We start from the raw sequence: 24918 nt of genomic DNA, 5'->3' as shown, positions 1-24918 counted from the left end.
GATGGACCACCGCCTGAGCAGCGAGCACGAAGAACTCCGCCGCACCGTCGAGGAGTTCGCGCACGACGTCGTCGCCCCCAAGATCGGCGACTTCTACGAGCGGCACGAGTTCCCGTACGAGATCGTGCGGGAGATGGGCCGCATGGGCCTGTTCGGGCTGCCCTTCCCGGAGGAGTACGGCGGGATGGGCGGCGACTATCTGGCCCTCGGGATCGCCCTGGAGGAGCTGGCGCGCGTCGACTCGTCCGTGGCGATCACGCTGGAGGCGGGCGTCTCGCTCGGCGCGATGCCCCTCCACCTGTTCGGGACCGAGGAGCAGAAGGCTGAGTGGCTGCCGCGGCTGTGCTCGGGCGAGATCCTCGGTGCGTTCGGCCTGACCGAGCCCGACGGCGGCTCGGACGCGGGCGCGACCCGTACGACTGCGAGGGTCGACGAGGCGACCGGCGAGTGGGTGATCAACGGCACGAAGTGCTTCATCACCAACTCCGGTACGGACATCACCGGTCTGGTCACGGTCACGGCGGTCACCGGCCGCTCCCCCGAGGGCAAGCCGCAGATCTCCTCGATCATCGTGCCGTCCGGCACGCCGGGCTTCACGGTGGCGGCGCCGTACTCGAAGGTCGGCTGGAACGCGTCGGACACGCGTGAGCTGCACTTCGACGACGTACGGGTCCCCGCGGCGAACCTGCTCGGCGAACAGGGCCGCGGATTCGCCCAGTTCCTGCGGATCCTGGACGAGGGCCGCATCGCGATCGCCGCGCTGGCGACCGGTCTGGCGCAGGGCTGTGTGGACGAGTCGGTGAAGTACGCCAAGGAGCGGCACGCGTTCGGCCGCAACATCGGCTCGTACCAGGCGATCCAGTTCAAGATCGCCGACATGGAGATGAAGGCGCACACGTCCCGCCTCGCGTGGCGTGACGCGGCCTCGCGGCTGGTGAGCGGGGAGCCGTTCAAGAAGGAGGCGGCGCTCGCCAAGCTCTACTCGTCGACGATCGCGGTCGACAACGCGCGCGAGGCCACGCAGATCCACGGGGGCTACGGCTTCATGAACGAGTACCCGGTGGCCCGCATGTGGCGGGACTCCAAGATCCTCGAGATCGGCGAGGGGACGAGCGAGGTGCAGCGCATGCTGATCGCGCGGGAGCTGGGCCTGACGGGCTGAGAGGGCGGCGACGAGGGGGCCCTCTGGACAACAACTTAGGTTAGGTTAACCTAAGCCAGAATCCGGCCAGCGGCCCTCCGTTCGTCACGAAAGCAGCCACTGTCATGCCCAATGCCCGTCTCACCACCCCTTCCCGTCGCGGCATCCTCGCCGCGGGCGGCGCCCTCGGCCTCGGGGCCGCACTCGCCGCCTGCGGCAGCGATTCCAAGGACAGCGGCTCGGGCCCCAAGTCGGGCAGCGCCAAGTCCGGCCCCTGGTCCTTCAAGGACGACCGCGGCACGACGGCGAAGAGCGACAAAATCCCGGCGAACATCGTCGCGTTCACCGGTGTCGCCGCCGCCCTGTGGGACTACGGCATCGAGTGCAAGGGCGTCTTCGGTCCGACGAAGACCTCGGACGGCAAGGCCGACGTCCAGGCCGGCGACATCGACGTCGACAAGGTGACGATCATCGGCAACGAGTGGGGCCGCTTCAACATCGAGAAGTACGCGGGCCTCGCCCCGGACCTCCTCGTCACCACCGTGTACGACACCGCCGGCACCCTCTGGTCCGTCCCGCTGGAATCGAAGGACAAGATCCTCAAGCTGGCCCCGAGCGTCGGCATCTCCGTCTACGACCGCCAGATGACGCAGCCGCTGCAGCGCCTGCTCGCCCTCGCCGAGTCGCTCGGCGCCGACGTGAAGGCCGACAAGGTCGTCAAGGCCAAGCAGCGCTTCGAGGCCGCGGCCGCGCGCCTGCGCAAGGCCGCCAAGGCGCACCCCGAGATCAGGGTCCTCGTCGGATCCGCGAGCCAGGACATCTTCTACGTCTCCGGCACGAACCTCTCCGCCGACCTGGAGTACCTCAAGTCGCTCGGCGTGAACTTCGTCGAGCCGTCGGAGAAGGCGAAGAAGGCGTCCGGCGGCTGGTTCGAGAACCTGAGCTGGGAGAACATCGACAAGTACCCGGCCGACATCATCATGATGGACAACCGCACAGCCACCATTCAGCCCGCGGACCTCGAGAAGCCCACCTGGAAGAAGCTGCCCGCCGTCAAGGCCGGCCAGGTCATCCCGCGCGTCACCGAGCCCATCTACTCGTACGCCAAGTGCGCCCCGATCCTCGAGGACCTCGCCGAGGCCATCGAGAAGGCCAAGAAGGTCGGCTGACACACATGACGGCGACGACCGAGTCCCCCGCGATCGCACCCTTCCGATTCTTCGACCTCCAGGTAGCGCGGACGCGGCGGCTCGGTCCGTCGCTGCAGCGCGTGACGTTCACGGGGCCCGACCTCGTGGACTTCCACGCCGGAGGCCGCGACCAGAGCCTGTCGCTGTTCCTGCCGCAGCCGGGCCAGGAGGCTCCCGTCCTGCCGGCCGCCGAGCCGGGCGACGACGGCCGCGCCTGGCACGCCGCGTACCGGGCGCTCCCGGACGACGTGCGGGCCGTGATGCGCTCGTACACGGTCAGCGGGCAGCGCCGCACGCCCGGCGAACCCGGCGAGGTCGACATCGACTTCGTCCTGCACCACGACGGCCCCGGCGGCGCGGGCCCCGCCTGCGTCTGGGCCGAGGCGGCGAAGGCCGGCGACCGCGTGACGGTCCTCGGCCCGGCGGTCGCCGACAACACGGCCGTACGCTGCCGCCCCCACGAGGGCGCCGACCACGTCCTGATGTGGGGCGACGAGACCGCCCTGCCCGCCGCCCTGGGCATCCTCGCCTGGCTGCCGCCGGAACTGCCCGCGCATGTCTGGCTCGAGGTCCCGCACCGCGAGGACATCCCGGCGATCGAGACCTCGGGCGACGTCACCGTCACCTGGCTCGTGCGTGACGAGAATGCGCCGTCCGCGCCGGACGCGATCCGCGCGGCCGAGCTGCCGGACGCGTCGAGTCCGTACGCCTGGCTCGCGGGCGAGTCAGGAACGATGAAGGAGCTGCGCCGCCATCTCGTGCGCGAACGCGCCTACGACAAGCGGTCGGTGACGTTCGTCGGCTACTGGCGCAAGGGGCTCAGCGAGGACGGGCTGCGCGTCACCGAGGCCCAGGAGGCGGCCGCCGAGGACTGACGGGCAGCACCTTCCGGCCACTCGAGAGGGGCGGGGTCGCAAGCACAACTTAGGTTAGGCTAACCTAAGTCAAGTGCTGGGACCTCGCCCCTTTTCCCATGCCGCCCGTCTTCCCCGCTCACCCGCATTCCTGCCCCCACCCGGAGGACCGTTCATGCGCTCGCACCTGCTCAACGACACGACCGCGGAGCACTACCGCCGTTCCGTGACCGAGGGAATCGAGCGGGTGGCGGCCAAACTCGCCACCACCGACCGGCCGTTCACCGGGGTCACGGTCGACGAGCTCACGCCCCGCATCGACGCCGTCGACCTGGACAAGCCCCTCCCCGACACCACCGCGGCCCTGGACGAGCTCGAAGAGGTCTACCTCCGCGACGCGGTCTACTTCCACCACCCGCGCTACCTCGCCCACCTCAACTGCCCGGTCGTCATCCCGGCCGTGGTCGGCGAGGCCGTGCTCTCCGCGGTCAACTCCTCCCTCGACACCTGGGACCAGTCGGCCGGCGGCACCCTGATCGAACGCAAGCTCATCGACTGGACCACGAGCCGCATCGGCCTCGGCCCCGCCGCCGACGGCGTCTTCACCTCCGGCGGCTCCCAGTCCAACCTCCAGGCGCTGCTGCTCGCCCGCGACGAGACCAAGTCCGAGAACGCCGAACACCCCACGAAAATGCGGGTGTTCGCCTCCGACGTCAGCCACTTCAGCGTCAAGAAGTCCGCCACGCTCCTCGGCCTCGGCCCCGACGCCGTCGTCACCATCCCCGTGGACCGCGACAAGCGGATGCAGACCGTCGCCCTCGCGCGGGAGCTGGAGCGCTGCCGCGAGGAGGGCCTCGTACCCATGGCGGTCGTCGCCACCGCCGGAACCACCGACTTCGGCTCCATCGACCCGCTCCCCGAGATCGCCGGGCTCTGCGCCCAGTACGGCACCTGGATGCACGTCGACGCCGCGTACGGCTGCGGACTCCTCGCCTCCGTCAAGAACCGGCACCTCCTCGACGGCATCGAGCGCGCCGACTCCGTCACCGTCGACTACCACAAGTCGTTCTTCCAGCCCGTGAGTTCGAGCGCGGTCCTGGTCCGGGACGCGGCCACCCTGCGGCACGCCACGTACCACGCCGACTACCTCAACCCGCGCCGCATGGTCACCGAGCGCATCCCCAACCAGGTCGACAAGTCCCTCCAGACGACCCGCCGCTTCGACGCGCTCAAGCTGTGGATGACGCTGCGCGTGATGGGCGCCGACGGTGTCGGGCAGCTCTTCGACGAGGTGTGCGACCTGGCCGGCAAGGCCTGGGAGCTGCTCGCCGCGGACCCCCGGTTCGACGTCGTCGTCGAGCCGCAGCTGTCCACCCTCGTCTTCCGCCACATCCCGGCCGGCGTCACCGACCCCGCCGAGATCGACCGCGCCAACCTGTACGCCCGCAAGGCCCTGTTCGCCTCCGGCGACGCCATCGTGGCGGGCACCAAGGTGGGCGGCCGCCACTACCTGAAGTTCACCCTGCTCAACCCCGAGACCACCGTCGACGACATCGTCGCGGTCCTCGATCTGATCGCCGGCCACGCCGAGCAGTACCTGGGAGAGAACCTTGTCGAAGCTTCCTGAGTCCCCTGATCCCCTCGACTTCATCGGGATCGGCCTCGGCCCCTTCAACCTCGGCCTGGCCGCCCTCACCGAGCCGATAGCCGAACTGAACGGTGTCTTCCTGGAGTCCAAGCCGGACTTCGAGTGGCACTCGGGGATGTTCCTCGAAGGCGCCCACCTCCAGACCCCGTTCATGTCGGACCTGGTCACGCTCGCCGACCCGACCTCCCCGTACTCCTTCCTGAACTACCTCAAGGAATCGGGGCGGCTGTACTCCTTCTACATCCGCGAGAACTTCTATCCCCTGCGGACCGAGTACAACGACTACTGCCGCTGGGCCGCCGCGAAACTCACCAGCATCCGCTTCGGCACGACCGTCACGCAGGTCTCGTACGACGAGGCCGCCGAGGTGTACGTCGTGAGCACCGAGGGCGGCGAGACCTACCGCGCGCCGCGCCTCGTCCTCGGCACCGGCACTCCGCCGCACATCCCCGAGCCCTGCCGGGGCCTCGGCGGCGACGCGATCCACAACTCCCGCTATCTGCACCACAAGCAGGAGCTCCAGCAGAAGGGCTCGATCACCCTCGTCGGCAGCGGCCAGTCCGCCGCGGAGATCTACTACGACCTCCTCAGCGAGATCGACGTCCACGGCTACCGCCTCAACTGGGTCACCCGCTCCCCGCGCTTCTTCCCCCTCGAGTACACGAAGCTGACGCTGGAGATGACCTCTCCCGAGTACGTGGACTACTTCCACGCGCTGCCCGAGGAGACCCGCTACCGCCTGGAGACCCAGCAGAAGAACCTCTTCAAGGGCATCGACGGCGACCTCATCAACGAGATCTTCGACCTGCTCTACCAGAAGAACCTGGCCGGGCCCGTCCCCACCCGGCTGCTCACCAACTCAGCTCTGCAGAGCGCGAGTTACGAGAACGGCACGTACACGCTCGGCCTGCGCCAGGAGGAGCAGGGCAAGGACTTCGAGCTGCGCACCGACGGCCTGATCCTGGCCACGGGCTACAAGTACGAGACGCCCGCCTTCCTGGAGCCGGTCCGTGACCGGCTCAACTGGGACAGCCGGGGCCGCTTCGACCTCGCCCGCAACTACTCCGTCGACACCACGGGCCGCGGCGTGTTCGTCCAGAACGCCGGCGTGCACACGCACTCGATCACCTCGCCCGACCTGGGCATGGGCGCCTACCGCAACGCGTACATCATCCGTGAGCTGCTCGGCGCCGAGTACTACCCCGTAGAAAAGACCATCGCGTTCCAGGAGTTCGCCGCATGACCTTCGCAGTCCGCACCCTCGACCCCCTAAAGGACGCCGAGCTCGTCCACGGCTGGGTCACCCACCCCAAGGCCGCGTTCTGGCTGATGCAGGACGCGAAACTGCAGGACGTGGAGCGCGAGTACATGGCGATATCCGCGGCTGCCCACCACGACGCGTTCATAGGTGAACTCGACGGAGTGCCTGCATTCCTGATGGAGCGTTACGACCCGGCGCACGTGGAGCTGGTCGGCCTGTACGACCCCGAGCCCGGCGACATCGGCATGCACTTCCTGGTCGCCCCCACCGACTCCCCGGTGCACGGCTTCACGCGCGCCGTCATCACGGCCGTCATGGAGCACCTGTTCACGGACCCGTCCGTGCGGCGTGTCGTCGTCGAGCCCGACGTGCGCAACACGGCCGTGCACGCCCTGAACGAGGCCGTCGGCTTCGTCCCCGACCGCGAGATACAGAAGCCGGAGAAGATGGCGCTGCTGAGCTTCTGCACGCGCGAGCAGTTCGAGAGCGCCACCGCAGGGAGCACCGTATGACCCTCGCCGACACCGCCACCCACCTTTCCCCCGAGCGCTGGGCTCAGGCCAACCGCCTGCTCATCCGCAAGGCGCTCGCCGAATTCGCCCATGAGCGGCTCCTGACGCCCGAGGAGACCGACGGCGCGGGCCGGTACACGGTCCGCAGCGACGACGGCCTCACGCGCTACCGCTTCACGGCCCGGCGCCTGCGCCTCGACCACTGGCAGGTGGCCGCCGACTCCATCACCCGTCACCGCGACGGCACCGAACTCCCGCTCAGTGCACTGGAGTTCTTCATCGAGCTGAAGACCTCGCTCGGCCTGAGCGACACGATCCTGCCGGTCTACCTGGAGGAGATCTCCTCCACCCTCTCCGGCACCTGCTACAAGCTCGCCAAGACCCCGGTCACCGCGGCCTCCCTCGCCCTCGACGGCTCCTTCCAGGAGATCGAGACGGGCATGACCGAGGGCCACCCCTGCTTCGTCGCCAACAACGGCCGGCTCGGCTTCGGCGTCCACGAGTACCTCTCGTACGCCCCCGAGACCGCGAGCCCGATCCGGCTGATCTGGCTGGCGGCGACTCGGGAGCGGGCCGCGTTCACGGCCGGTGTCGGGCTCGACTACGAGTCCCACCTGCGCGCCGAGCTCGGTGAGGAGACCCTCGCACGGTTCACCGCCACGCTCACGGACCAGGGCCTGGACCCGGACGACTACCTGCTGATCCCCGTCCACCCCTGGCAGTGGTGGAACAAGCTGTCGGTCACCTTCGCGGCCGAGGTCGCCCAGCGCCGTCTGGTGCTCCTCGGCGAGGGCGACGACGAGTACCTCGCGCAGCAGTCGATCCGCACGTTCTTCAACGCGTCGCACCCGGAACGGCACTACGTGAAGACGGCCCTGTCCGTCATCAACATGGGCTTCATGCGCGGCCTGTCCGCCTCGTACATGGAGGCCACGCCGGCCATCAACGACTGGCTCGCGCAGCTCATCGAGAACGACGAGGTCCTCAAGGCGACCGGCCTGACGATCATCCGCGAGCGCGCCGCCGTCGGCTACCGGCACCTGGAGTACGAGGCCGCGACCGACCGCTACTCCCCGTACCGCAAAATGCTCGCCGCCCTGTGGCGCGAGTCGCCCGTCCCGTCCCTGGCCGGCGGGGAGCGCCTCGCCACGATGGCCTCGCTGCTCCATGTCGACGCCGACGGCCGCTCGTTCGCCGCGGCCCTCGTCGAGCGCTCGGGCCTGACGCCCGCCGAGTGGCTGCGCCCGTACCTGCGGTCGTACCTCACGCCGCTGCTGCACAGCTTCTACGCGTACGACCTCGTGTACATGCCGCACGGCGAGAACGTCATCCTGGTGCTCGGCGAGGACGGCACGGTCCAGCGGGCGATCTTCAAGGACATCGCCGAGGAGATCGCCGTCATGGACCCCGACGCGGTTCTCCCGCCGGGCGTCGACCGCATCCGGGTCGAGGTTCCCGACGACCAGAAACTGCTGTCCGTCTTCACGGACGTCTTCGACTGCTTCTTCCGCTTCCTGGCGGCGAACCTGGTCACGGAGGGCGTGCTCGACGAGGACACGTTCTGGCAGGCGGTCGCCGACTGCGTCCGCGACTACCAGGAGTCGGCGCCCCAGCTCGCCGACAAATTCCGGCAGTACGACATGTTCGCCCCGGAGTTCACGCTGTCCTGCCTCAACCGGCTCCAGCTGCGCAACAACGAGCAGATGGTGGACCTCGCGGACCCGGCGGGGGCCCTCCAGCTGATCGGGACACTGCCGAACCCGATCGCGTAGACGTGAGTGGGGCTCCCCAAGACGGTCCTTGGGAAGCCCCACTCGCCTACCGGCGTCCTAGCTCGCCGGCCAGGGCACCTGCGTCGACTTGTAGTAGCCGATGCCGAGCGCGTCCCAGCGCGGAGCCTGCGCCGCGAGCCGCACCTTGTACGTGTTCCAGTCGTGCGTGGCCTGCGGGGACCAGCCGAGTTCGGCGACACCGGGCAGCCTCGGGAAGGCCATGTACTCGACCTGCGCGGAGGTCGACAGGGTCTCCGACCACAGCGGCGCCTCGACGCCCTGGACAGCCGACGCCGGAACGCCCGGAAGGTAGCTGCCCGGGTTCCAGTCGTACGAGCGCTGCACCTCGACGTACCCGGCCCAGGCGAGGCCGAGCGGGGTGTCCTTGTTGTACTTCATGTCGAGGTAGAGACGGTCGGCCGGCGACATGACGATCCCCGTCCCCTTCTGCGCCGCCGCCGCGACCTGCGCCTTCTCGGCCGCGCTGGTCCCGTCGAGACCCCAGTACTGGGCGAGGGCGCCCTTCGCCGGGGTGGCGCCGGTCAGCTGATGCCAGCCGATCACGGTCTTCCCGTACTTGGCGACGATCGGCTGCACCTTGTCCATGAACGCGACGTAGTCCTCATGGCTGGTGGAGTGCGCCTCGTCGCCGCCGATGTGGAGGTACTTGCCGGGCGTGATGGCGGCAAGCTCACGGATCACGTCGTCGACGAAGTCGTACGTGCGGTCCTTGTTGACGCACAGCGAGCTGAAGCCGACGTTCGTGCCGGTGTAGAGCGGCGGCGCGACACCGTCGCAGTTCAGCTCCGCGTACGAGGCGAGCGCCGCGTTCGTGTGGCCCGGCATGTCGATCTCGGGGATGACCTCCAGATACCGCGAGGCGGCGTACTGGACGATCTCCTTGTACTGGGCCTTGGTGAAGTAACCGCCCTGCCCGCCGCCGACCTGCGTGGACCCGCCGTACGTGGCGAGCTTCGGCCAGGAGTCGATGGCGATGCGCCACCCCTGGTCGTCACTCAGGTGCAGATGCAGCTTGTTGACCTTGTACAGGGCGAGTTCGTCGATGTAGCGCTTGACCTTGTCGACCCCGAAGAAGTGCCGGGAGACATCGAGCATGGCGCCGCGGTAGCCGTACCGGGGGCTGTCCTCGATGGTGCCGCCCGCGACGAGCCACGGCCCGGTCTGCTTGCTGCTCTTCTCCACCTCGGCGGGCAGCTGCTGGCGCAGGGTCTGCACGCCGTGGAAGAGACCGGCGGCCTTGTGGGCGGTGATGGTGACGGAGCCGCGGCCGGACACGAGCCGGTACCCTTCGGCCCCCAAGTCCTTTGCCCTGCCGCTGAGTTCGAGACGTATGCCGTCGTCGCCGCCCTGGCCCGTGATGGGCAGCCGGTAGCCGGTGGAGGGCCTGAGCACGCCCGCGAGGTAGTCGGCGACGCGCTGCGCCTCCTTCGAGTCCCGCTCGACGCGGATCCGCGTCTTCGAGGTGATCTCGTACGCCGGTCCGCCCGCGGCCACCGAGGCCGGAGCGGGCACCACCTGGCCCAGCGGGGTCGCGGCGGCGGATCCCGAACCCGGTGACGGGGCGGCGCCGACGGCGGACACCCCCGCGGCCGCGACGAGCAGCAGCGACCCGAACAGCCGGGCGGTCCTGCGGCGCTGCTTCTGTTGCTGTCTCACAAACGGTCCCTTCGACGAGCGACTGGGTCGTGGATCGCGGGGGGTTTCACATCTGTGCAGCCGAACAGTCACCATGGGTACCGTCCGCCCCATGAGCGGGTCAAGGGTGTAGACCAATTCTCACCGGGTGGATGACGGAATCCCGGGAGTGCCCGCCCCTTCGGGAAGGGGCGGGCCCCACAACAGGCCGGCCTCAGCCACGCCGCACCTTGCGCGCGACGACGAAGCGGTCGATCTCCTCACCGGTCTCCGCGAGGCCCCGCACCGTCAGCTTCGCCGTGTGGCCCGCCGGCGCCGGCTCCACGTCGACGCGCAGGAACGAGTAGTTCGTGTAGCGCACGCGCGACCAGTCGACGGTGATGTTCTTCTTGCTGCCGTCGGGCTGGACCACGAAGGACGTGAAGGGATCGATCTCCTTCTCGTGCCCCTCGTACGTGTCGTCGACCGGGAACGCGTACAGGCTCCGGCCCGCGGCGCCCGCGGTGACGTAGACGATGCCGTCGGTCTCGGGGTACGCCGTGCCGCCGATCGGCAGCTCCTTGGTGACCCGGTCGCCCTTGAGCACGTCGGTGCGCTCGTAGACGTGGTTGTGCCCGTTGATGACGAGGTCGACGGTGTACTTCTCGAACAGCGGCACCCACTCCTTGCGCACACCGCCCTCGGAGGCGTGGCTCGTGGCGGTGCAGTACGCGCAGTGGTGGAAGAAGACCACGACGAAGTCGATGTCGCGGTCGGCGCGGAACTTCTTCAGCTGCCGCTCGAACCACGAGGTCTGCGTGCCCCCGGACAGGCCGAGGTTGGCCGGGATCTCCCAGGACACGTCGTTGGCGTCGAGCGAGATGACCGCCGTGTTGCCGTGCACGAAGGAGTAGACGCCGGGCAGGTTCTTCGCGTCGGGGCCGTTGTCCGGCAGGGTGAAGCGGGCCTGCTGGCTGCCGTAGCCGTGCGGCGCGTACCAGGCCTCCATGTCGTGGTTGCCGTACGCGACCATCCACGGCACCTGCTTGGCGACGGACTCCGTCTGGGCGAGGAACTGGTCCCAGGTGCGGGCGTCGAACGTGTCGCCGGTCTGGCCCGAACCCGACGGGTCGGCGTAGGCGATGTCTCCGGCGTGCAGGTGGAACGCCGGGTTCTGCGCCAGGATCAGGCTGTCGTTGGCCAGCGCGTGGTAGCTGACGCCCTGGTCGCCGAAGGCCGTGAAGGTGAACGGCTCGCGGTGCGAGGGCGCCGTCCTGAAGGTGCCGAGCGTGCCGGCCAGGTGCGCGGCCGCCGGGTCGAAGCCGTCGTGGCCGACGCCGTAGTAGTAGGTGGTGCCGGGGCGCAGCCGGGTCAGCTGGGCGTGGAGGTAGTACTGGGTGTGGTCGGCGCCGGTGCCGACCCCGGCCGGGGTGTAGAGGGGCCGGACCTCGGCCTCGATCTTCCGCGACAGGTCCCAGGGGTGGACGCCGACGCGGATGTACGGGTTCTTGACGGCGACCGGGACCTGCCAGGAGACGGTCATCTCGGTACGGGCGTCCGTGCCGTAGGCGAGGTGGCGGGCGAAGGGCGCGACGAGCGCGCCGTCGACCTTCTGGGCGGCGGCTACGTGGCCGGGGGTCCGCCCGGTCTGCGCGGGGACGGCGGCGCTCGCAGCGCCCGGCACGAAGGCGCCGCCCGCTATCGCGCCCAGGGTGACGGCGCCGCCGCGCATCATCGTGCGGCGGGAGAACTTGCTGCGCAGGTACTCGTGCTGCTCGGCCAGGCTCCGGTCGGCAAGCTGCTCGGGTACGCCCATACGGGGAATGTCCATGACCGGAAAAGTTGCTCGGGTCACTCATCCCGGCCGGATACGGCATGTGAACGCAACGGGAACAAGCGGCATGGCGCCCTTCAAACCTTGACCACAGCTGTCCCAAGAACCCCGGCGCCCACGCCGGATGACGCACCCCTGCCCGAAATCGGGCAGAATTCTTGCGAACCGTCCCCTCATCCTCCAGGATCATCCGAGTGCACGACGAACTTGTCGATCATCTGACGCGCAGTTCGCCCCTGAACCGGGGCGAGGCACTGCGGGTGATCCAGGACGTGCTCGCCTACTTCGACGAGACGACCGACGTGTTCGTCCGTCGCCGCCACCGCGAGCTCCAGGGTCAGGGCCTGGTGAACGCGGAGATCTTCGAACGGATCTCGGCAGACCTGAAGTACCGCGCGGTCGCGCCGCCCGAGCTGTCTCTGCGGCAGCTGCGGCGCATCGTCTACGGCTAGAGGGGATCAGTACACATATGTGCGGAATTGTCGGTTACATCGGTAAGCGTGACGTGGCACCGCTGCTGCTCGAGGGGCTGCAGCGCCTGGAGTACCGCGGCTACGACTCCGCGGGCGTCGTCATCACCAGCCCGAAGGCCGGCGGCCTGAAAATGGTGAAGGCCAAGGGCCGCGTGCGCGACCTGGAGGCCAAGGTGCCCGCCCGCTTCAAGGGCACCACGGGCATCGCCCACACCCGCTGGGCCACCCACGGCGCACCGTCCGACGAGAACGCGCACCCCCACATGTCCGCGGACAACAAGGTCGCCGTCGTCCACAACGGCATCGTCGACAACGCCTCCGACCTGCGCGCCAAGCTGACCGCCGAGGGAGTCACCTTCCTCTCCGAGACGGACACCGAGGTCCTCACCCACCTCATCGCCCGCTCCCCCGCCGAGAAGCTCGAGGACAAGGTCCGCGAGGCGCTCCGGCTGATCGAGGGCACATACGGCATCGCCGTCCTGCACGCCGACTTCCCCGACCGCATCGTGGTGGCCCGCAACGGCTCCCCGGTCGTCCTCGGCATCGGCGAGAAGGAGATGTTCGTCGCCTCGGACATCGCCGCCCTGGTCGCCCACACCCGCCAGATCGTCACCCTCGACGACGGCGAGATGGCCACCCTCAAGGCCGACGACTTCCGCACCTACACGACGGAGGGCACGCGCACGACCGCGTCGCCGACGACCGTCGAGTGGGAAGCCGCCTCGTACGACATGGGCGGCCACGACACGTACATGCACAAGGAGATCTTCGAGCAGCCGGAGGCGGTCGACCGCGTCCTGCGCGGCCGCATCGACGAGCGCTTCTCCGCCGTGCACCTGGGCGGTCTCAACCTCGACGCCCGCGAGGCGCGCAGCGTGCGCCGCGTGAAGATCCTGGGCTGCGGCACCTCGTACCACGCGGGCCTGATCGGCGCGCAGATGATCGAGGAGCTGGCCCGCATCCCCGCGGACGCCGAGCCGGCCTCCGAGTTCCGCTACCGCAACCCGGTCGTCGACCCCGACACCCTCTACATCGCGGTCTCCCAGTCCGGCGAGACGTACGACGTCCTCGCCGCCGTGCAGGAGCTGAAGCGCAAGGGCGCCCGCGTCTTCGGCGTCGTGAACGTCGTCGGCTCGGCCATCGCCCGCGAGTCGGACGCCGGCGTGTACGTCCACGCGGGCCCCGAGGTGTGCGTCGTCTCGACCAAGTGCTTCACCAACACCACGGTCGCCTTCGCCCTCCTCGCCCTCCACCTCGGCCGCATCCGCGACCTGTCCGTCGCCGACGGCAAGCGGATCATCGAGGGCCTGCGCAAGCTGCCCGGGCAGATCACGCAGATCCTGGAGCAGGAAGAGCAGATCAAGAAGATCGCCGAGGAGTACGCCGACGCCCGCTCGATGATGTTCATCGGCCGGGTCCGCGGCTACCCCGTCGCCCGCGAGGCCTCGCTCAAGCTCAAGGAGGTCTCGTACATCCACGCCGAGGCCTATCCCGCCTCCGAGCTGAAGCACGGCCCGCTCGCCCTGATCGAGCCGGCGCTCCCCACGGTCGCGATCGTCCCGGACGACGACCTGCTGGAGAAGAACCGCGCCGCCCTCGAGGAGATCAAGGCCCGTTCCGGCCGCATCCTCGCGGTCGCGCACCAGGAGCAGGAGAAGGCCGACCGCACGATCGTCGTCCCGAAGAACGAGGACGAGCTCGACCCGATCCTCATGGGCATCCCGCTCCAACTCCTCGCCTACCACACGGCGTTGGCCCTGGGCCGCGACATCGACAAGCCCCGCAACCTGGCGAAGTCGGTCACGGTCGAGTAGAGCGCTCCGTAAGCATGCGCCCCTGAAAGGGGCGCGGGGCTGTGACATTGTGCGGCTCCGCCGCGTGGGCGCGACCAGCCCCCACACAGCCGCACCAGACAAACCAAACAAGAGAACGGGTCCCCGCACGCGCCACCAAGCGCACAGGGACCCGTTCTTATTGGGGGGCCGGGGCGCCCATTCCCCGGCCCGCAGCTGTCAGCCGGTGGCCGTCACCCCCCGGCCGGCAGCACGCCCCGGCAGGGCCGTGGGCAGCCCGCCCAGCGCGGCCGTCGCCGCGTACCAGGCGAGGAGCCCGCCCACCGCGGCGAACCAGCCGCCGACCTTGGCGAGCCCGGCCGTGTCACCGAACGCGGCCACGGCGAGCAGCAGCAGGGCCACGCACAGCGCCCCGTACGCCCCGCGCACCAGGGTCCCGGAGCCGGACGCCCCGAGGGTCAGGCTCAGCGCGAGCATCGCGAACAGGAGCATGAACAGCCCTTGCGCGTTGGCCGACATGGCGTCGCCGGCCGTGACACCCCAGGTGAACCAGAACGCGCCGAGCGCGGCGAAGGCCGTACCCGTCGAGGCGTCACTGGCGCGGTAGGCGAGCAGACCGGCGACGAACAGGGCGATGCCACCGACGTACGTCGCGAGGGATACGGCATTCGCGGCCGTCACACCGCCGATCACTTCGGTATGACCAAGGCCGAAGGCCAACAGGGTGAGTCCCAGGGCGAGATGGCCGAGAGTGGAGGTCGTGCTTCCCGCGGAGACGTCTTTGTCCACGGCGGGCTCCCTTCATGCGGGTGCAGTTGTGCTGCGCGCGGTACTGGGCCCTGCGATGGTCCAGCGACCGGTATGTACCCTTCACAAAGGCACAAAGCACCTCTACGCGCGAGTAGGATTTACCCATCTCGCCTGGGGCCGAAGGGAGTTAAGGGATGACGATGACCGGGCGCCTGGCGCGCCGCGCGAGCCGTCCCGCGACCGAGCCGAAGATCCGCCCGACGATCCCGTGCGTGGAGCCGACGACGATCGCGTCGGCCTCGTACTCCCGGCCCACCTCTTCGAGTTCGTGGCAGATGTCGCCGCCGCGCTCGACCAGGATCCAGGGCACCTCGGACAGATAGTCCGCACAGGCGAGTTCGAGACCGAGCACCTCGGTGCGGTGGTCCGGCACATCCACGAAGACCGGCGGCTCGCAGCCCGCCCACACCGTGGTGGGCAGCCGGTTGGCGACGTGGACGATGATCAGGCCGGAGCCCGAGCGGTATGCCATGCCGATGGCGTAGGCGAGGGCCCGCTCGCTGGAGGTCGAGCCGTCGAAGCCGACGACCACTCCGTGCTTGAAGGCGGGATCGCAGGACTGACGTGTTTCTTCCGCCGCCTGGGGGGTCGCCGAGGGATCGGCGACCTGCCGCTTGCGGTCCGCGGGTTCAGGGAATTCGTGACCGGCCATGGGTATCTCGGCGATTAGGTCCTCTGGATCCTCGGCGGATCCTCGATGGAGGGACGACAGGGAGCGGCGGAGCTGTGTCCGGGAATCATCTTCCCAAGCCCATACCCCCAAGGGTACGGCGACACTCCTCCTCTGCCCAGAGTCGTCTGCCCGGTTAAGCGCACGCTCCGCGGCGTTCAGGGGAGCATGCCCGAGGCCGCGCCCGTATGGCAATGGTTGCTGCCTCGTACAGACGGTTTGGGTACGGTCCGGGAGCCCCCGGTTCGGCCGAGTGACCGGCCGGACCACCACGCGTTGAACGTGCGTACCCACAGCAACAGGGAGCGCGCCGTGCCCGGACCGTCCATCGTGTACCCGCCCGACGCCGCTTCAAGCGAGCGGCGGCCGCCCGAGGACGCGCACGAGGGCCGGCGGGAGACCACGGAGCCGTCCGGCACGGACACGGTGAGCGACGTCGTCCGCTGGGCCGCGTTCAGCTGCGTCCTGGTCCCGGTCGTCCTGGTGGGATACGGGATCTCACTGGCCGGGGCGGCGGGCGCGGCGCTCGGCCTCGCCGCGGTGACCGGGGCCTGCCGGGCGCTTCTGCGCCAGTCCGAGCGGTGCGCGGCGCGGCCGACTCCGGTACGGTCCTGCGGCCATCGGGGCCGGCGCGGCGGGACGGTGCCGGGGGCGCGCAAGGGCGGTCGCCGCACGGGATGATGTGCGCCGGAGGGCTGACTGGTTTCCGCGCACTACCGCGTATATTTTCAGCCAACTTCGCCCGGCCGTGCATTTCTTGCCGTCACCCGCCTCCAACCCCCGTGCCACCAGGCATGAAAGGACCGCAGAAGGCGCTTGCACCCTACGGGGACCGGCCACTGAGTTGAGGCGCACTTCCCTGCAACGCCCCTGAGTGCCACGCTTCGTGATCGAATGCTTCACGCCAAGTTGCCATGTCGACAATGTGCCGGATCCCCAACTGGTCACGACGGGACCACCGGACGCAGTAGATTCGATCATGACTGTCCATCGGCGGGGGACTCTGCAGGACCGAGGGGAAACGTGCTGGAGCGACAAGCCCGTCACACTACTAAGGGCGCCGCGACCACCGAGGGGGACTTAGCGGGATGAGCCACGACTCCACTGCTGCGCCGGAGGCGGCAGCTCGGAAGCTTTCCGGGCGACGCCGCCGGGAAATAGTCGCGGTGCTGCTGTTCAGCGGCGGACCCATCTTCGAAAGTTCCATTCCGCTCTCCGTGTTCGGCATCGACCGCCAGGACGCGGGGGTTCCGCGTTACCGGCTGCTGGTGTCCGCCGGTGAGGAGGGCCCGCTGCGCACGACGGGCGGCCTCGAACTCACCGCACCCCACGGGCTCGACGCGATCTCGCGGGCGGGCACCGTCGTCGTGCCCGCGTGGCGGTCGATCACCTCGCCGCCCCCGGAGGAGGCCCTCGACGCGCTGCGCCGCGCGCACGAGGAAGGCGCGCGCATCGTCGGCCTCTGCACCGGCGCCTTCGTGCTCGCCGCGGCCGGCCTGCTCGACGGCCGCCCGGCGACCACCCACTGGATGTACGCGCCGACGCTGGCCAAGCGCTACCCGTCGGTCCACGTGGACCCGCGCGAGCTCTTCGTGGACGACGGTGACGTCCTGACGAGCGCCGGGACCGCGGCCGGCATCGACCTGTGTCTGCACATCGTGCGCACGGACCACGGCAACGAGGCGGCCGGAGCGCTCGCCCGCAGACTCGTGGTCCCGCCGCGCCGCAGCGGCGGCCAGGAGCGCTACCTCGACAGGTCTTTACCTGAGGAGATCGGCGCCGACCCGCTGGCCGAGGTCGTCGCCTGGGCGCTGGAGCACCTCCACGAGCAGTTCGACGTGGAGACCCTCGCCGCGCGCGCCTACATGAGCCGCCGCACCTTCGACCGCCGGTTCCGCTCCCTGACCGGGAGCGCTCCCCTGCAGTGGCTGATCACCCAGCGGGTGCTGCAGGCCCAGCGGCTCCTGGAGACCTCCGACTACTCGGTCGACGAGGTCGCCGGGCGCTGCGGCTTCCGTTCACCGGTCGCCCTGCGCGGGCACTTCCGGCGCCAGCTCGGCTCGTCCCCGGCCGCGTACCGCGCGGCCTACCGGGCGCGCAGGCCGCAGCCGGAGAAGCCGGTGGAGATCGCGGCGGCGCCGGGGCCGGAGACCCCGGTCCCGGCCCAGTCACGGCGCACCGCGGCGGCCGGAACCTACCCGGGACCCACCGCCTCACTGCCGACAGATCCGGGCAAACCGAGCTCGGACGCGTATGCGGCGGGGCGCGCGAGTCTGCCGGGGCAGAGGAGTGCGCCGTAGGGTAAGGCGCATGAACGATCGCATGGTGTGGATCGACTGCGAGATGACCGGGCTCTCGCTGGCGAATGACGCGCTCATCGAGGTGGCCGCACTGGTCACCGACTCTGAGCTGAACGTACTCGGCGACGGCGTGGACATCGTGATCCGCCCGCCGGCCGAGGCCCTGGAGACCATGCCCGAGGTGGTGCGGCAGATGCACACCGCCTCGGGCCTCCTCGACGAGCTCGCGGGCGGCACGACGCTCGCCGACGCCGAGGAGCAGGTCCTCGCGTACGTACGCGAGCACGTCAAGGAACCGGGCAAGGCGCCCCTGTGCGGGAACTCGGTCGGCACCGACCGCGGATTCCTGCTGCGGGACATGCCGACGCTGGAGGACTACCTCCACTACCGGATCGTCGATGTGTCCTCGGTCAAGGAACTGGCGCGCCGCTGGTACCCGAGGGCGTACTTCAACAGTCCGGAAAAGAACGGCAACCACCGCGCGCTCGCCGACATCCGCGACTCCATCGTCGAGCTGCGCTACTACCGCGAGGCGGTCTTCGTCCCGCAGCCGGGACCTGACTCCGACACCGCGAAGAAGATCGCGGCCAAGCACGCGCTGCCTGCGGAATAGCGCCTCGCACCGCATTTCCGACCCCTGTGTACGGGGTCCGGAAAAGGGGTGCACGAGCACCCCTTCGGACCCTGTACACTTTTTCTCGGCCGGTCGGAAGAACGACATACGACCGGACATGGTGGGTGTAGCTCAGTTGGTAGAGCACCTGGTTGTGGTCCAGGTGGCCGCGGGTTCAAGTCCCGTCACTCACCCTGAATGATCAAGGCCCCGGTTCGAAAGAACCGGGGCCTTGATCGTTGTGGCGCCCCGCGCCGCTCAGGACGACACGCACGCCTGAGGCCGACGCGCACCCCTCAGGACGAAGCGCGCTCCACCAGTTCGTTCGGGAGGACCAGCCGGCGGCCGTCGAGTGTGCGGGACGCGGCCGGGCGGCGGTCGGCGATCTCGGCGAGGAGCAGGTCGATCATGGCGCGGCCCATCTCCTCGATGGGCTGGCGGACGCTGGTCAGGGGCGGGTCCATGTGCCGGGCGATCGCCGAGTCGTCGTAGCCGACCAGGGCGACGTCGTCGGGGATACGGCGGCCCGCCTCGCGCAGCACCTGGCGGGCACCGGCAGCCATCACGTCCGACCCGGCGAACACCGCGTCCACCTCGGGGCAGCGCTCCAGGAGCTCGGTCATCGCGCGCCGGCCGCCCTCCTCCGTGAAGTCCCCCGGCACGATGAGCCGCTCGTCCACCTCACGGCCGGCCGCCTCGACGGCGGCGCGGTAGCCGTCGACGCGGCGCTGGGCGCCGTACACGTCGAGCCGGCCGGTGATCGTGGCGATGCGGGTACGGCCGCGGCTCAGGAGGTGCTCGACGGCCGAATATGCGCCCGCGAAGTTGTCGGAGTCCACCGAGGGCAGCGTCTCGGCGGCGGAGCGGCGGCCGCTGATGACTGAGGGGATCTCCAGCTGGCTGAGCAGATCGGGGAGCGGGTCGTCGGCGTGGACGGACACCAGCAGGACGCCGTCGACGCGGTGTGCCGCGAGGTACTGGGCGAGGCGCTGCCGCTCCCGGTCGTTGCCCGCGAAGATCAGCAGGAGCTGCATCTCGGTCTCGGCGAGCTCGGCACCAACGCCGCGCAGCATGTCGGAGAAGTAGGGCTCGGCGAAGAAACGTGTCTCCGGTTCGGGCACGACGAGGGCGATGGCGTCGGTGCGGTTGGCGGCGAGAGCGCGGGCCGCCGTGTTCGGCACATAGCCGAGCTCGGCGACGGCGGCCTCGACCGTGGCGCGGGTCGCGTCGCTCACCCGGGGGGAGCCGTTGATCACCCGGGAGACCGTGCCCCGGCCCACGCCCGCCCGGGCCGCGACCTCCTCAAGGGTCGGACGCCTGCCGTGAGTGCCGCGAGCCGCCATGACTCCCACCTCCCCAAGTCTCACGCGGAATCTAACAGCCCGATAACCGCACCAAGTTGCCGCTGCCGGGCGTCTTGACACCCCCGGGCCGAGCGACGACCCTTCAACACATCACCTATGGGAGCGCTCCCACTCTACTGGGCGTATACAGAAGCCGCACGTTCCCCGCCCGAGCCGCACGTGAACGAACGGGCGTGGCAAGGCAGTTGGCCGGGGTTGGCACTTCAGAGCAAGTGAGTACTTTGGAGGACGCAATGCGCACGACTGCCCGCACGTCCCGACGCGCGATGACCTTCGCGGTCGTCGCCGCCCTGGCCACAGGGCTGCTCGCCGGATGCGCGACCGATGACGACTCAGGATCCGACGGCGGTTCGAGCGGGGGTGCCGGCAACAAGGGCGGCACCACGGTCACGATCGGCACGTTCGGCGTCTTCGGCTACAAGCAGGCCGGGCTCTACGACGAGTACATGAAGCTGCACCCGGGCGTGACGATCAAGGAGAACGTCACCACCCGCACCGACGTCTACTGGCCCAAGACCCTCACCCGGCTGCAGGCCGGATCCGGCACGGACGACATCCAGGCGATCGAGGTCGGCAACATCGCCGAGGCCGTCCAGACGCAGGCCGACAAGTTCGTCGACCTCGGCAAGGAGGTCGACACGTCGCAGTGGCTGGACTGGAAGAACGCCCAGGCCACCACCAAGGACGGCAAGCTCATCGGGCTCGGCACGGACGTCGGCCCGATGGCGATCTGCTACCGCAAGGACCTCTTCGAGAAGGCCGGTCTGGAGACCGACCGCACCAAGCTCGCCGCGCAGTGGAAGGGCGACTGGAACAAGTACGTCGACCTCGGCAAGCAGTACATGAAGAAGGCGCCGGGCGGCACCAAGTACGTGGACTCCGCGTCCTCCGTCTACAACGCGGCGCTGGGCGGCGAGAAGCAGCGGTACTACGACAAGGACGGCAGCGTCATCTGGGACAAGTCCACGGGGGTGAAGAAGTCCTGGAACGCCGCCATGGAGGTGGCGACCAGCAACATGTCGGCCAAGCTGAAGCAGTTCGACAAGCCGTGGGACCAGGGCTTCGCCAACGGCACCTTCGCCACGGTGGCCTGCCCCGCGTGGATGCTCGGCTACATCCAGGAGAAGTCCGGTGACTCCGGCAAGGGCAAGTGGGACGTGGCGGCCGCGCCGACCGCGGCCAACTGGGGCGGCTCGTTCATCGGTGTGCCGACGGCGAGCAAGCACCAGAAGGAGGCCATCGCCCTGGCGAAGTGGCTGACGGCGCCCGCGCAGCAGGCCAAGGTCTTCGCCAAGCAGGCCAGCTTCCCGTCGACACCTTCGGCATACGCCGGCCTGAAGCCGCAGGCCGCGACGACCACGTTCTTCTCCGGCGCGCCCCTGACGCAGATCTTCTCCGACTCGGCGAAGACCATCCCGGTCCAGGTCTTCGGCGTCAAGGACCAGCCGATCGGCACCGCGATCACCGACACCGGCATCCTCCAGGTCGAGCAGAAGGGCAAGTCGCCCGCGCAGGGCTGGGACGCGGCCACCAAGGAAGTCAAGGACGTGCTCGACCAGTGACCAGCTCCGACGAGGCTCTCGCGCAGTCCGCGACGAGCGCCGACACCGCGCCCGGCTCCCAGGAGCCGGGCGCGGCCCGGGGCGCTCAGGGTCGCGGCACGGCGCCGACGGGCGCCGGCACCTGGCGCAGCCGGCTGTACCGCTGGGACATGAAGGCGTCCCCGTACGCGTTCATCTCCCCCTTCTTCATCATCTTCGGCGCCTTCTCACTGGTGCCGCTGCTCTACACCGCCTGGTACTCGCTGCACCATGTGCAGCTGTCGAACCTGGACGGCCAGACCTGGGCGGGCCTGGACAACTACACGAACCTCTTCCAGTCGGACTTCTTCTGGAACGCGCTGAAGAACACGTTCACCATCGGCGTGATCTCGACCGTGCCGCAGCTGATCGCGGCGATCTGGCTCGCGCACATGCTCAACTACCGGCTGCGCGGCTCCACCGTGTGGCGCGTCGTCATGCTCACCCCGTACGCCACCTCGGTGGCGGCGGCGACGCTCGTCTTCGTGCTGCTCTTCTCGCCCGACACCGGCATGATCAACTGGGCGCTCGACCTGGTCGGCATCGACCCGGTCAACTGGCGTGAATCCGACTGGGGTTCGCAAGCAGCGGTCTCCTCGATCGTGATCTGGCGGTGGACCGGATACAACGCGCTGATCTATCTGGCGGCGATGCAGGCCATCCCGGCCGACCTGTACGAGTCGGCGGCCCTGGACGGCGCGAACCGCTGGCAGCAGTTCCGGCACGTGACCATTCCGATGCTGCGTCCGACGATCCTGTTCACCGTCGTCGTCTCCACGATCGGCGCGACCCAACTCTTCGGCGAACCCCTGCTGTTCGGCGGTGTCAGCGGCACCAAGGGCGGGTCCGAGCACCAGTACCAGACGCTCGGCCTGTACATGTACGACCAGGGCTGGATCGTCGGCAACCTCGGCAAGGCGTCCGCGATCGCCTGGTCGATGTTCCTGATCCTGCTCATCGTGGCCGCGATCAACCTGCTGATCACCCGACGGCTGAGGAAATCCCAATGACCACCATCACCGACGCGACACCGCCTCAGGTCGCCGGGCAGGACGCCGATCCGCCGCGCAGGCGACGGATCCTGGGCGCCGGCAAACAGTTGCACGCGGGTCCGGTCACCTACGTCGTACTGATCCTGTTCGCCGTGATCTCGATCGCCCCGCTGCTGTGGACGGCGATCGCGGCCTCGCGCACCAACACCCGCCTCGCGCAGACACCACCCCCCTTCTGGTTCGGCGGAAACCTGTTCAAGAACCTGGAGACCGCCTGGAGCCAGGCAGGCATGGGCACCGCGATGTGGAACACCATCCTCGTGGCCGCGACCATCACCGTCGGCACGGTGCTGTTCTCCACACTCGCCGGTTTCGCCTTCGCCAAACTGCGTTTCCGGTTCTCGACCACGCTGCTGCTGATGACCATCGGCACGATGATGATCCCGCCGCAACTGGCCGTCGTACCCCTGTACTTGTGGATGACGGACCTGGGCTGGGCGAACCACCTCCAGACGGTCATCCTGCCGACCCTGGTCAGCGCCTTCGGCACGTTCTTCATGCGGCAGTACCTGGTCCAGGCGCTGCCCACCGAACTGATCGAGGCCGCGCGGGTCGACGGCGCGAGCAGCCTGCGGGTCGTCTGGCACGTGGTCTTCCCGGCGGCCCGCCCCGCGATGGCCGTGCTCGGGCTGCTCACCTTCGTCATGGCCTGGAACGACTTCCTGTGGCCGATCATCGCGCTCAACGGAGAGAACCCGACGGTCCAGGTGGCCCTCAACCAACTGGGCACCGGCTACATCCCCGACGACTCGGTGATCATGGCCGGAGCCCTGCTCGGCACACTGCCCCTGCTGATCGCGTTCCTGCTGTTCGGCAAGCAGATCGTGGGCGGCATCATGCAGGGCGCGGTAAAGGGCTGACGTTTTTCGGGGGGCCGCCGCAAGCGGCGGCCCCACCCCACAACTTCCTACCGATGGGAGCGCTTCCATGCCTAAGCCCATTACGCAGACACCCACAACAGATCCCACCCCCACATCCACCGCCACCTTCCCGCCGAACTTCATCTGGGGAGCGGCGACATCGGCGTACCAGATCGAGGGGGCGGTGCGGGAGGACGGCAGGACGCCGTCGATCTGGGACACGTTCAGCCATACGCCGGGCAGGACGGCGGGCGGTGACACGGGCGACATCGCGGTGGACCACTACCACCGCTACAAAGACGACGTAGCCCTGATGAAGGACCTGAACCTGGGCACGTACCGATTCTCGGTCTCCTGGCCGAGGGTGCAGCCCACGGGCAGGGGCCCGGCGGTCCAGCGGGGCCTGGACTTCTACCGGCGCCTGACGGACGAACTCCTGGCCCAGGGCATCAAGCCGGCCCTGACGCTCTACCACTGGGATCTGCCGCAGGAACTGGAGGACGCGGGCGGCTGGCCGGCACGCGACACGGCGTACCGCTTCGCGGAGTACGCGGGCATGGTCGGCGAGGCGCTGGGCGACCGGGTGGACCTCTGGATCACGCTCAACGAGCCCTGGTGCAGCGCGTTCCTGGGCTACGGCTCGGGTGTGCACGCGCCGGGCAGGACGGAACCGGCGGCAACGCTCCGAGCGGCCCACCACCTCAACCTGGCACACGGCCTGGCAACACAGGCCCTGCGCCAGACGCTGCCACCCCGGGCAGAAGTAGCAGTAAGCCTCAACTCCTCTACAGTCAGGCCCCTTTCACCCACCAATGCCGCCGACAACGACGCCCGCCGGCGCATCGACAACCTGGCCAACGGCGTGTTCCACGGCCCGATGCTGCACGGGGAGTACCCGGCGGACCTGATCACGGACACCGCAGGCATCACGGACTGGTCCTTCATCCACGCCACCGACCTGGCGGCGATCCACCAGCCGCTGGACGCGCTGGGCCTGAACTACTACACCCCGTCCCTGGTCTCCTCGGCCCCGTCAGCCCCGACAACCCGATCCGACGGCCACGGCGCGAGCGACCACTCCCCCTGGCCAGGAGCGGACGACGTCGCCTTCCACCAATCCCCGGGCGAGCGCACGGAGATGGGCTGGACCATCGACCCAACGGGCCTGCACGACCTGATCATGCGCTACACCAGGGAGGCGCCGGGCCTGCCGCTGTACATCACGGAGAACGGCGCGGCGTACGACGACAAGCCGGACCCGGCAGGCCGGATCCACGACCCGGAGCGCATCGCGTACCTCCACGGCCACCTGTCCGCCGTACACCGCGCGATCAAGGACGGCGCGGACGTCCGCGGCTACTACCTCTGGTCGCTGATGGACAACTTCGAGTGGGCGTACGGCTACGAGAAGCGCTTCGGGGCCGTCTACGTGGACTACGCGACCCAGAAACGTACGCCGAAGTCGAGCGCGCACTGGTACGCACAAGCGTCACGCACCAACCAACTCCCACCGGCGAACTAGCAGCACCACCGGCGATCATCCGCGTACGAGACGC

General features: G+C 69.1%; 21 protein-coding genes and 1 tRNA gene. 17 read left to right on the top strand and 5 right to left on the bottom strand.

Annotated features, from left to right (window positions below; genetic code table 11):
• Position 1 precedes the first annotated feature (1 nt).
• The 7 genes from OHA58_RS22925 to OHA58_RS22895 all read left to right on the top strand — a co-directional run bounded on the left by OHA58_RS22925 (position 2) and on the right by OHA58_RS22895 (position 8378).
• Complete coding sequence (locus tag OHA58_RS22925) at positions 2-1162, top strand: acyl-CoA dehydrogenase family protein (RefSeq protein ID WP_116513644.1); 1161 nt, start codon at positions 2-4, stop codon at positions 1160-1162.
• A gap of 104 nt (positions 1163-1266) precedes the next feature.
• Positions 1267-2310, top strand: coding sequence for an ABC transporter substrate-binding protein (locus tag OHA58_RS22920; protein WP_405481022.1), 1044 nt, complete (start codon positions 1267-1269; stop codon positions 2308-2310).
• Between the two features lie 5 nt (positions 2311-2315).
• Complete coding sequence (locus OHA58_RS22915) at positions 2316-3206, top strand: siderophore-interacting protein (protein WP_405481020.1); 891 nt, start codon at positions 2316-2318, stop codon at positions 3204-3206.
• A 154-nt stretch (positions 3207-3360) separates the two neighbouring features.
• On the top strand, positions 3361-4812 hold the full coding sequence (gene desA, locus OHA58_RS22910) for a lysine decarboxylase DesA (RefSeq protein WP_405481018.1): 1452 nt from the start codon (positions 3361-3363) through the stop codon (positions 4810-4812).
• Positions 4796-6076, top strand: coding sequence for a lysine N(6)-hydroxylase/L-ornithine N(5)-oxygenase family protein (locus OHA58_RS22905; RefSeq protein WP_405481017.1), 1281 nt, complete (start codon positions 4796-4798; stop codon positions 6074-6076). Before desA ends, OHA58_RS22905 begins: the two co-directional genes overlap by 17 nt.
• The gene (locus OHA58_RS22900) at positions 6073-6606 is read left to right on the top strand and encodes a GNAT family N-acetyltransferase (RefSeq protein WP_405481016.1); all 534 of its coding nucleotides are present in this window, start codon (positions 6073-6075) and stop codon (positions 6604-6606) included. The genes OHA58_RS22905 and OHA58_RS22900 overlap by 4 nt, the downstream gene beginning before the upstream one ends.
• Entirely contained in the window at positions 6603-8378 is a 1776-nt protein-coding gene (locus tag OHA58_RS22895; protein WP_405481015.1) for an IucA/IucC family protein, read from the top strand. The genes OHA58_RS22900 and OHA58_RS22895 overlap by 4 nt, the downstream gene beginning before the upstream one ends.
• Positions 8379-8435: 57 nt before the next feature.
• Here OHA58_RS22895 and OHA58_RS22890 read toward each other — a convergent pair whose 3' ends face one another.
• Positions 8436-10130, bottom strand: coding sequence for a beta-N-acetylhexosaminidase (locus OHA58_RS22890; RefSeq protein ID WP_405481014.1), 1695 nt, complete (start codon positions 10128-10130; stop codon positions 8436-8438).
• A 118-nt stretch (positions 10131-10248) separates the two neighbouring features.
• Positions 10249-11829: a purple acid phosphatase family protein gene (locus tag OHA58_RS22885; RefSeq protein WP_405485117.1), complete on the bottom strand. Its 1581-nt coding sequence runs from the start codon at positions 11827-11829 to the stop codon at positions 10249-10251.
• A gap of 212 nt (positions 11830-12041) precedes the next feature.
• On the opposite strand from OHA58_RS22885, the gene OHA58_RS22880 reads away from it, so the two are divergent.
• Together OHA58_RS22880 and glmS are read left to right on the top strand one after the other, a co-directional pair.
• Entirely contained in the window at positions 12042-12299 is a 258-nt protein-coding gene (locus OHA58_RS22880; protein ID WP_405481013.1) for a hypothetical protein, read from the top strand.
• A gap of 17 nt (positions 12300-12316) precedes the next feature.
• Entirely contained in the window at positions 12317-14134 is a 1818-nt protein-coding gene (gene glmS / locus OHA58_RS22875; protein ID WP_405481011.1) for a glutamine--fructose-6-phosphate transaminase (isomerizing), read from the top strand.
• Positions 14135-14332: 198 nt separating this feature from the next.
• Here the strand turns inward: glmS and OHA58_RS22870 are convergent, their stop codons facing one another.
• Both OHA58_RS22870 and OHA58_RS22865 read right to left on the bottom strand, forming a co-directional pair.
• Complete coding sequence (locus tag OHA58_RS22870) at positions 14333-14902, bottom strand: GPR1/FUN34/YaaH family transporter (protein ID WP_405481010.1); 570 nt, start codon at positions 14900-14902, stop codon at positions 14333-14335.
• Between the two features lie 148 nt (positions 14903-15050).
• The gene (locus tag OHA58_RS22865) at positions 15051-15575 is read right to left on the bottom strand and encodes a universal stress protein (RefSeq protein ID WP_405481009.1); all 525 of its coding nucleotides are present in this window, start codon (positions 15573-15575) and stop codon (positions 15051-15053) included.
• Between the two features lie 444 nt (positions 15576-16019).
• Here OHA58_RS22865 and OHA58_RS22860 point away from each other — a divergent pair, with 444 nt between their 5' ends.
• The 4 genes from OHA58_RS22860 (at position 16020) to OHA58_RS22845 (ending at position 18700) form a co-directional block, all read left to right on the top strand.
• Positions 16020-16274 (top strand): hypothetical protein, encoded by a 255-nt coding sequence (locus tag OHA58_RS22860; RefSeq protein WP_405485115.1) that lies wholly within the window; start codon positions 16020-16022, stop codon positions 16272-16274.
• 407 nt (positions 16275-16681) lie between these two features.
• The gene (locus tag OHA58_RS22855) at positions 16682-17893 is read left to right on the top strand and encodes a helix-turn-helix domain-containing protein (RefSeq protein WP_326775640.1); all 1212 of its coding nucleotides are present in this window, start codon (positions 16682-16684) and stop codon (positions 17891-17893) included.
• 10 nt (positions 17894-17903) lie between these two features.
• Entirely contained in the window at positions 17904-18506 is a 603-nt protein-coding gene (orn, locus tag OHA58_RS22850) for an oligoribonuclease (RefSeq protein ID WP_383982880.1), read from the top strand.
• 121 nt (positions 18507-18627) lie between these two features.
• Positions 18628-18700 (top strand) — tRNA-His (locus tag OHA58_RS22845).
• Between the two features lie 102 nt (positions 18701-18802).
• On the opposite strand, the gene OHA58_RS22840 is transcribed toward OHA58_RS22845, so the two are convergent.
• On the bottom strand, positions 18803-19849 hold the full coding sequence (locus OHA58_RS22840; protein WP_405481008.1) for a LacI family DNA-binding transcriptional regulator: 1047 nt from the start codon (positions 19847-19849) through the stop codon (positions 18803-18805).
• Between the two features lie 254 nt (positions 19850-20103).
• On the opposite strand from OHA58_RS22840, the gene OHA58_RS22835 reads away from it, so the two are divergent.
• The 4 genes from OHA58_RS22835 (at position 20104) to OHA58_RS22820 (ending at position 24884) form a co-directional block, all read left to right on the top strand.
• Positions 20104-21432 (top strand): ABC transporter substrate-binding protein, encoded by a 1329-nt coding sequence (locus OHA58_RS22835; RefSeq protein WP_405481007.1) that lies wholly within the window; start codon positions 20104-20106, stop codon positions 21430-21432.
• A complete protein-coding gene (locus tag OHA58_RS22830) occupies positions 21429-22460 on the top strand; it encodes a carbohydrate ABC transporter permease (protein WP_375982727.1) in 1032 nt (343 codons plus the stop codon). Before OHA58_RS22835 ends, OHA58_RS22830 begins: the two co-directional genes overlap by 4 nt.
• Complete coding sequence (locus OHA58_RS22825) at positions 22457-23362, top strand: carbohydrate ABC transporter permease (protein ID WP_405481006.1); 906 nt, start codon at positions 22457-22459, stop codon at positions 23360-23362. The genes OHA58_RS22830 and OHA58_RS22825 overlap by 4 nt, the downstream gene beginning before the upstream one ends.
• 67 nt (positions 23363-23429) lie before the next feature.
• On the top strand, positions 23430-24884 hold the full coding sequence (locus tag OHA58_RS22820) for a GH1 family beta-glucosidase (RefSeq protein ID WP_405481005.1): 1455 nt from the start codon (positions 23430-23432) through the stop codon (positions 24882-24884).
• The last annotated feature ends 34 nt before the right edge of the window (positions 24885-24918 follow it).

Source organism: Streptomyces sp. NBC_00009 (genome assembly GCF_045040855.1).
Lineage (GTDB): Bacteria > Actinomycetota > Actinomycetes > Streptomycetales > Streptomycetaceae > Streptomyces > Streptomyces aureus.
This window is presented reverse-complemented; position numbering and strand designations above follow the sequence as displayed.

What these genes read in the sequence shown, in the direction of transcription:
- OHA58_RS22835 (WP_405481007.1), top strand. Translation starts at nt 20,104, where the DNA reads ATGCGCACGACTGCCCGCACGTCCCGACGCGCGATGACCTTCGCGGTC.
- OHA58_RS22925 (WP_116513644.1), top strand. Translation starts at nt 2, where the DNA reads ATGGACCACCGCCTGAGCAGCGAGCACGAAGAACTCCGCCGCACCGTC.
- orn (WP_383982880.1), top strand. Translation starts at nt 17,904, where the DNA reads ATGAACGATCGCATGGTGTGGATCGACTGCGAGATGACCGGGCTCTCG.
- OHA58_RS22895 (WP_405481015.1), top strand. Translation starts at nt 6,603, where the DNA reads ATGACCCTCGCCGACACCGCCACCCACCTTTCCCCCGAGCGCTGGGCT.
- OHA58_RS22920 (WP_405481022.1), top strand. Translation starts at nt 1,267, where the DNA reads ATGCCCAATGCCCGTCTCACCACCCCTTCCCGTCGCGGCATCCTCGCC.
- OHA58_RS22890 (WP_405481014.1), bottom strand. Translation starts at nt 10,130, where the DNA reads ATGGTGACTGTTCGGCTGCACAGATGTGAAACCCCCCGCGATCCACGA.
- OHA58_RS22900 (WP_405481016.1), top strand. Translation starts at nt 6,073, where the DNA reads ATGACCTTCGCAGTCCGCACCCTCGACCCCCTAAAGGACGCCGAGCTC.
- OHA58_RS22915 (WP_405481020.1), top strand. Translation starts at nt 2,316, where the DNA reads ATGACGGCGACGACCGAGTCCCCCGCGATCGCACCCTTCCGATTCTTC.
- OHA58_RS22840 (WP_405481008.1), bottom strand. Translation starts at nt 19,849, where the DNA reads ATGGCGGCTCGCGGCACTCACGGCAGGCGTCCGACCCTTGAGGAGGTC.
- glmS (WP_405481011.1), top strand. Translation starts at nt 12,317, where the DNA reads ATGTGCGGAATTGTCGGTTACATCGGTAAGCGTGACGTGGCACCGCTG.
- desA (WP_405481018.1), top strand. Translation starts at nt 3,361, where the DNA reads ATGCGCTCGCACCTGCTCAACGACACGACCGCGGAGCACTACCGCCGT.
- OHA58_RS22865 (WP_405481009.1), bottom strand. Translation starts at nt 15,575, where the DNA reads ATGGCCGGTCACGAATTCCCTGAACCCGCGGACCGCAAGCGGCAGGTC.
- OHA58_RS22855 (WP_326775640.1), top strand. Translation starts at nt 16,682, where the DNA reads ATGAGCCACGACTCCACTGCTGCGCCGGAGGCGGCAGCTCGGAAGCTT.
- OHA58_RS22825 (WP_405481006.1), top strand. Translation starts at nt 22,457, where the DNA reads ATGACCACCATCACCGACGCGACACCGCCTCAGGTCGCCGGGCAGGAC.
- OHA58_RS22820 (WP_405481005.1), top strand. Translation starts at nt 23,430, where the DNA reads ATGCCTAAGCCCATTACGCAGACACCCACAACAGATCCCACCCCCACA.
- OHA58_RS22885 (WP_405485117.1), bottom strand. Translation starts at nt 11,829, where the DNA reads ATGGGCGTACCCGAGCAGCTTGCCGACCGGAGCCTGGCCGAGCAGCAC.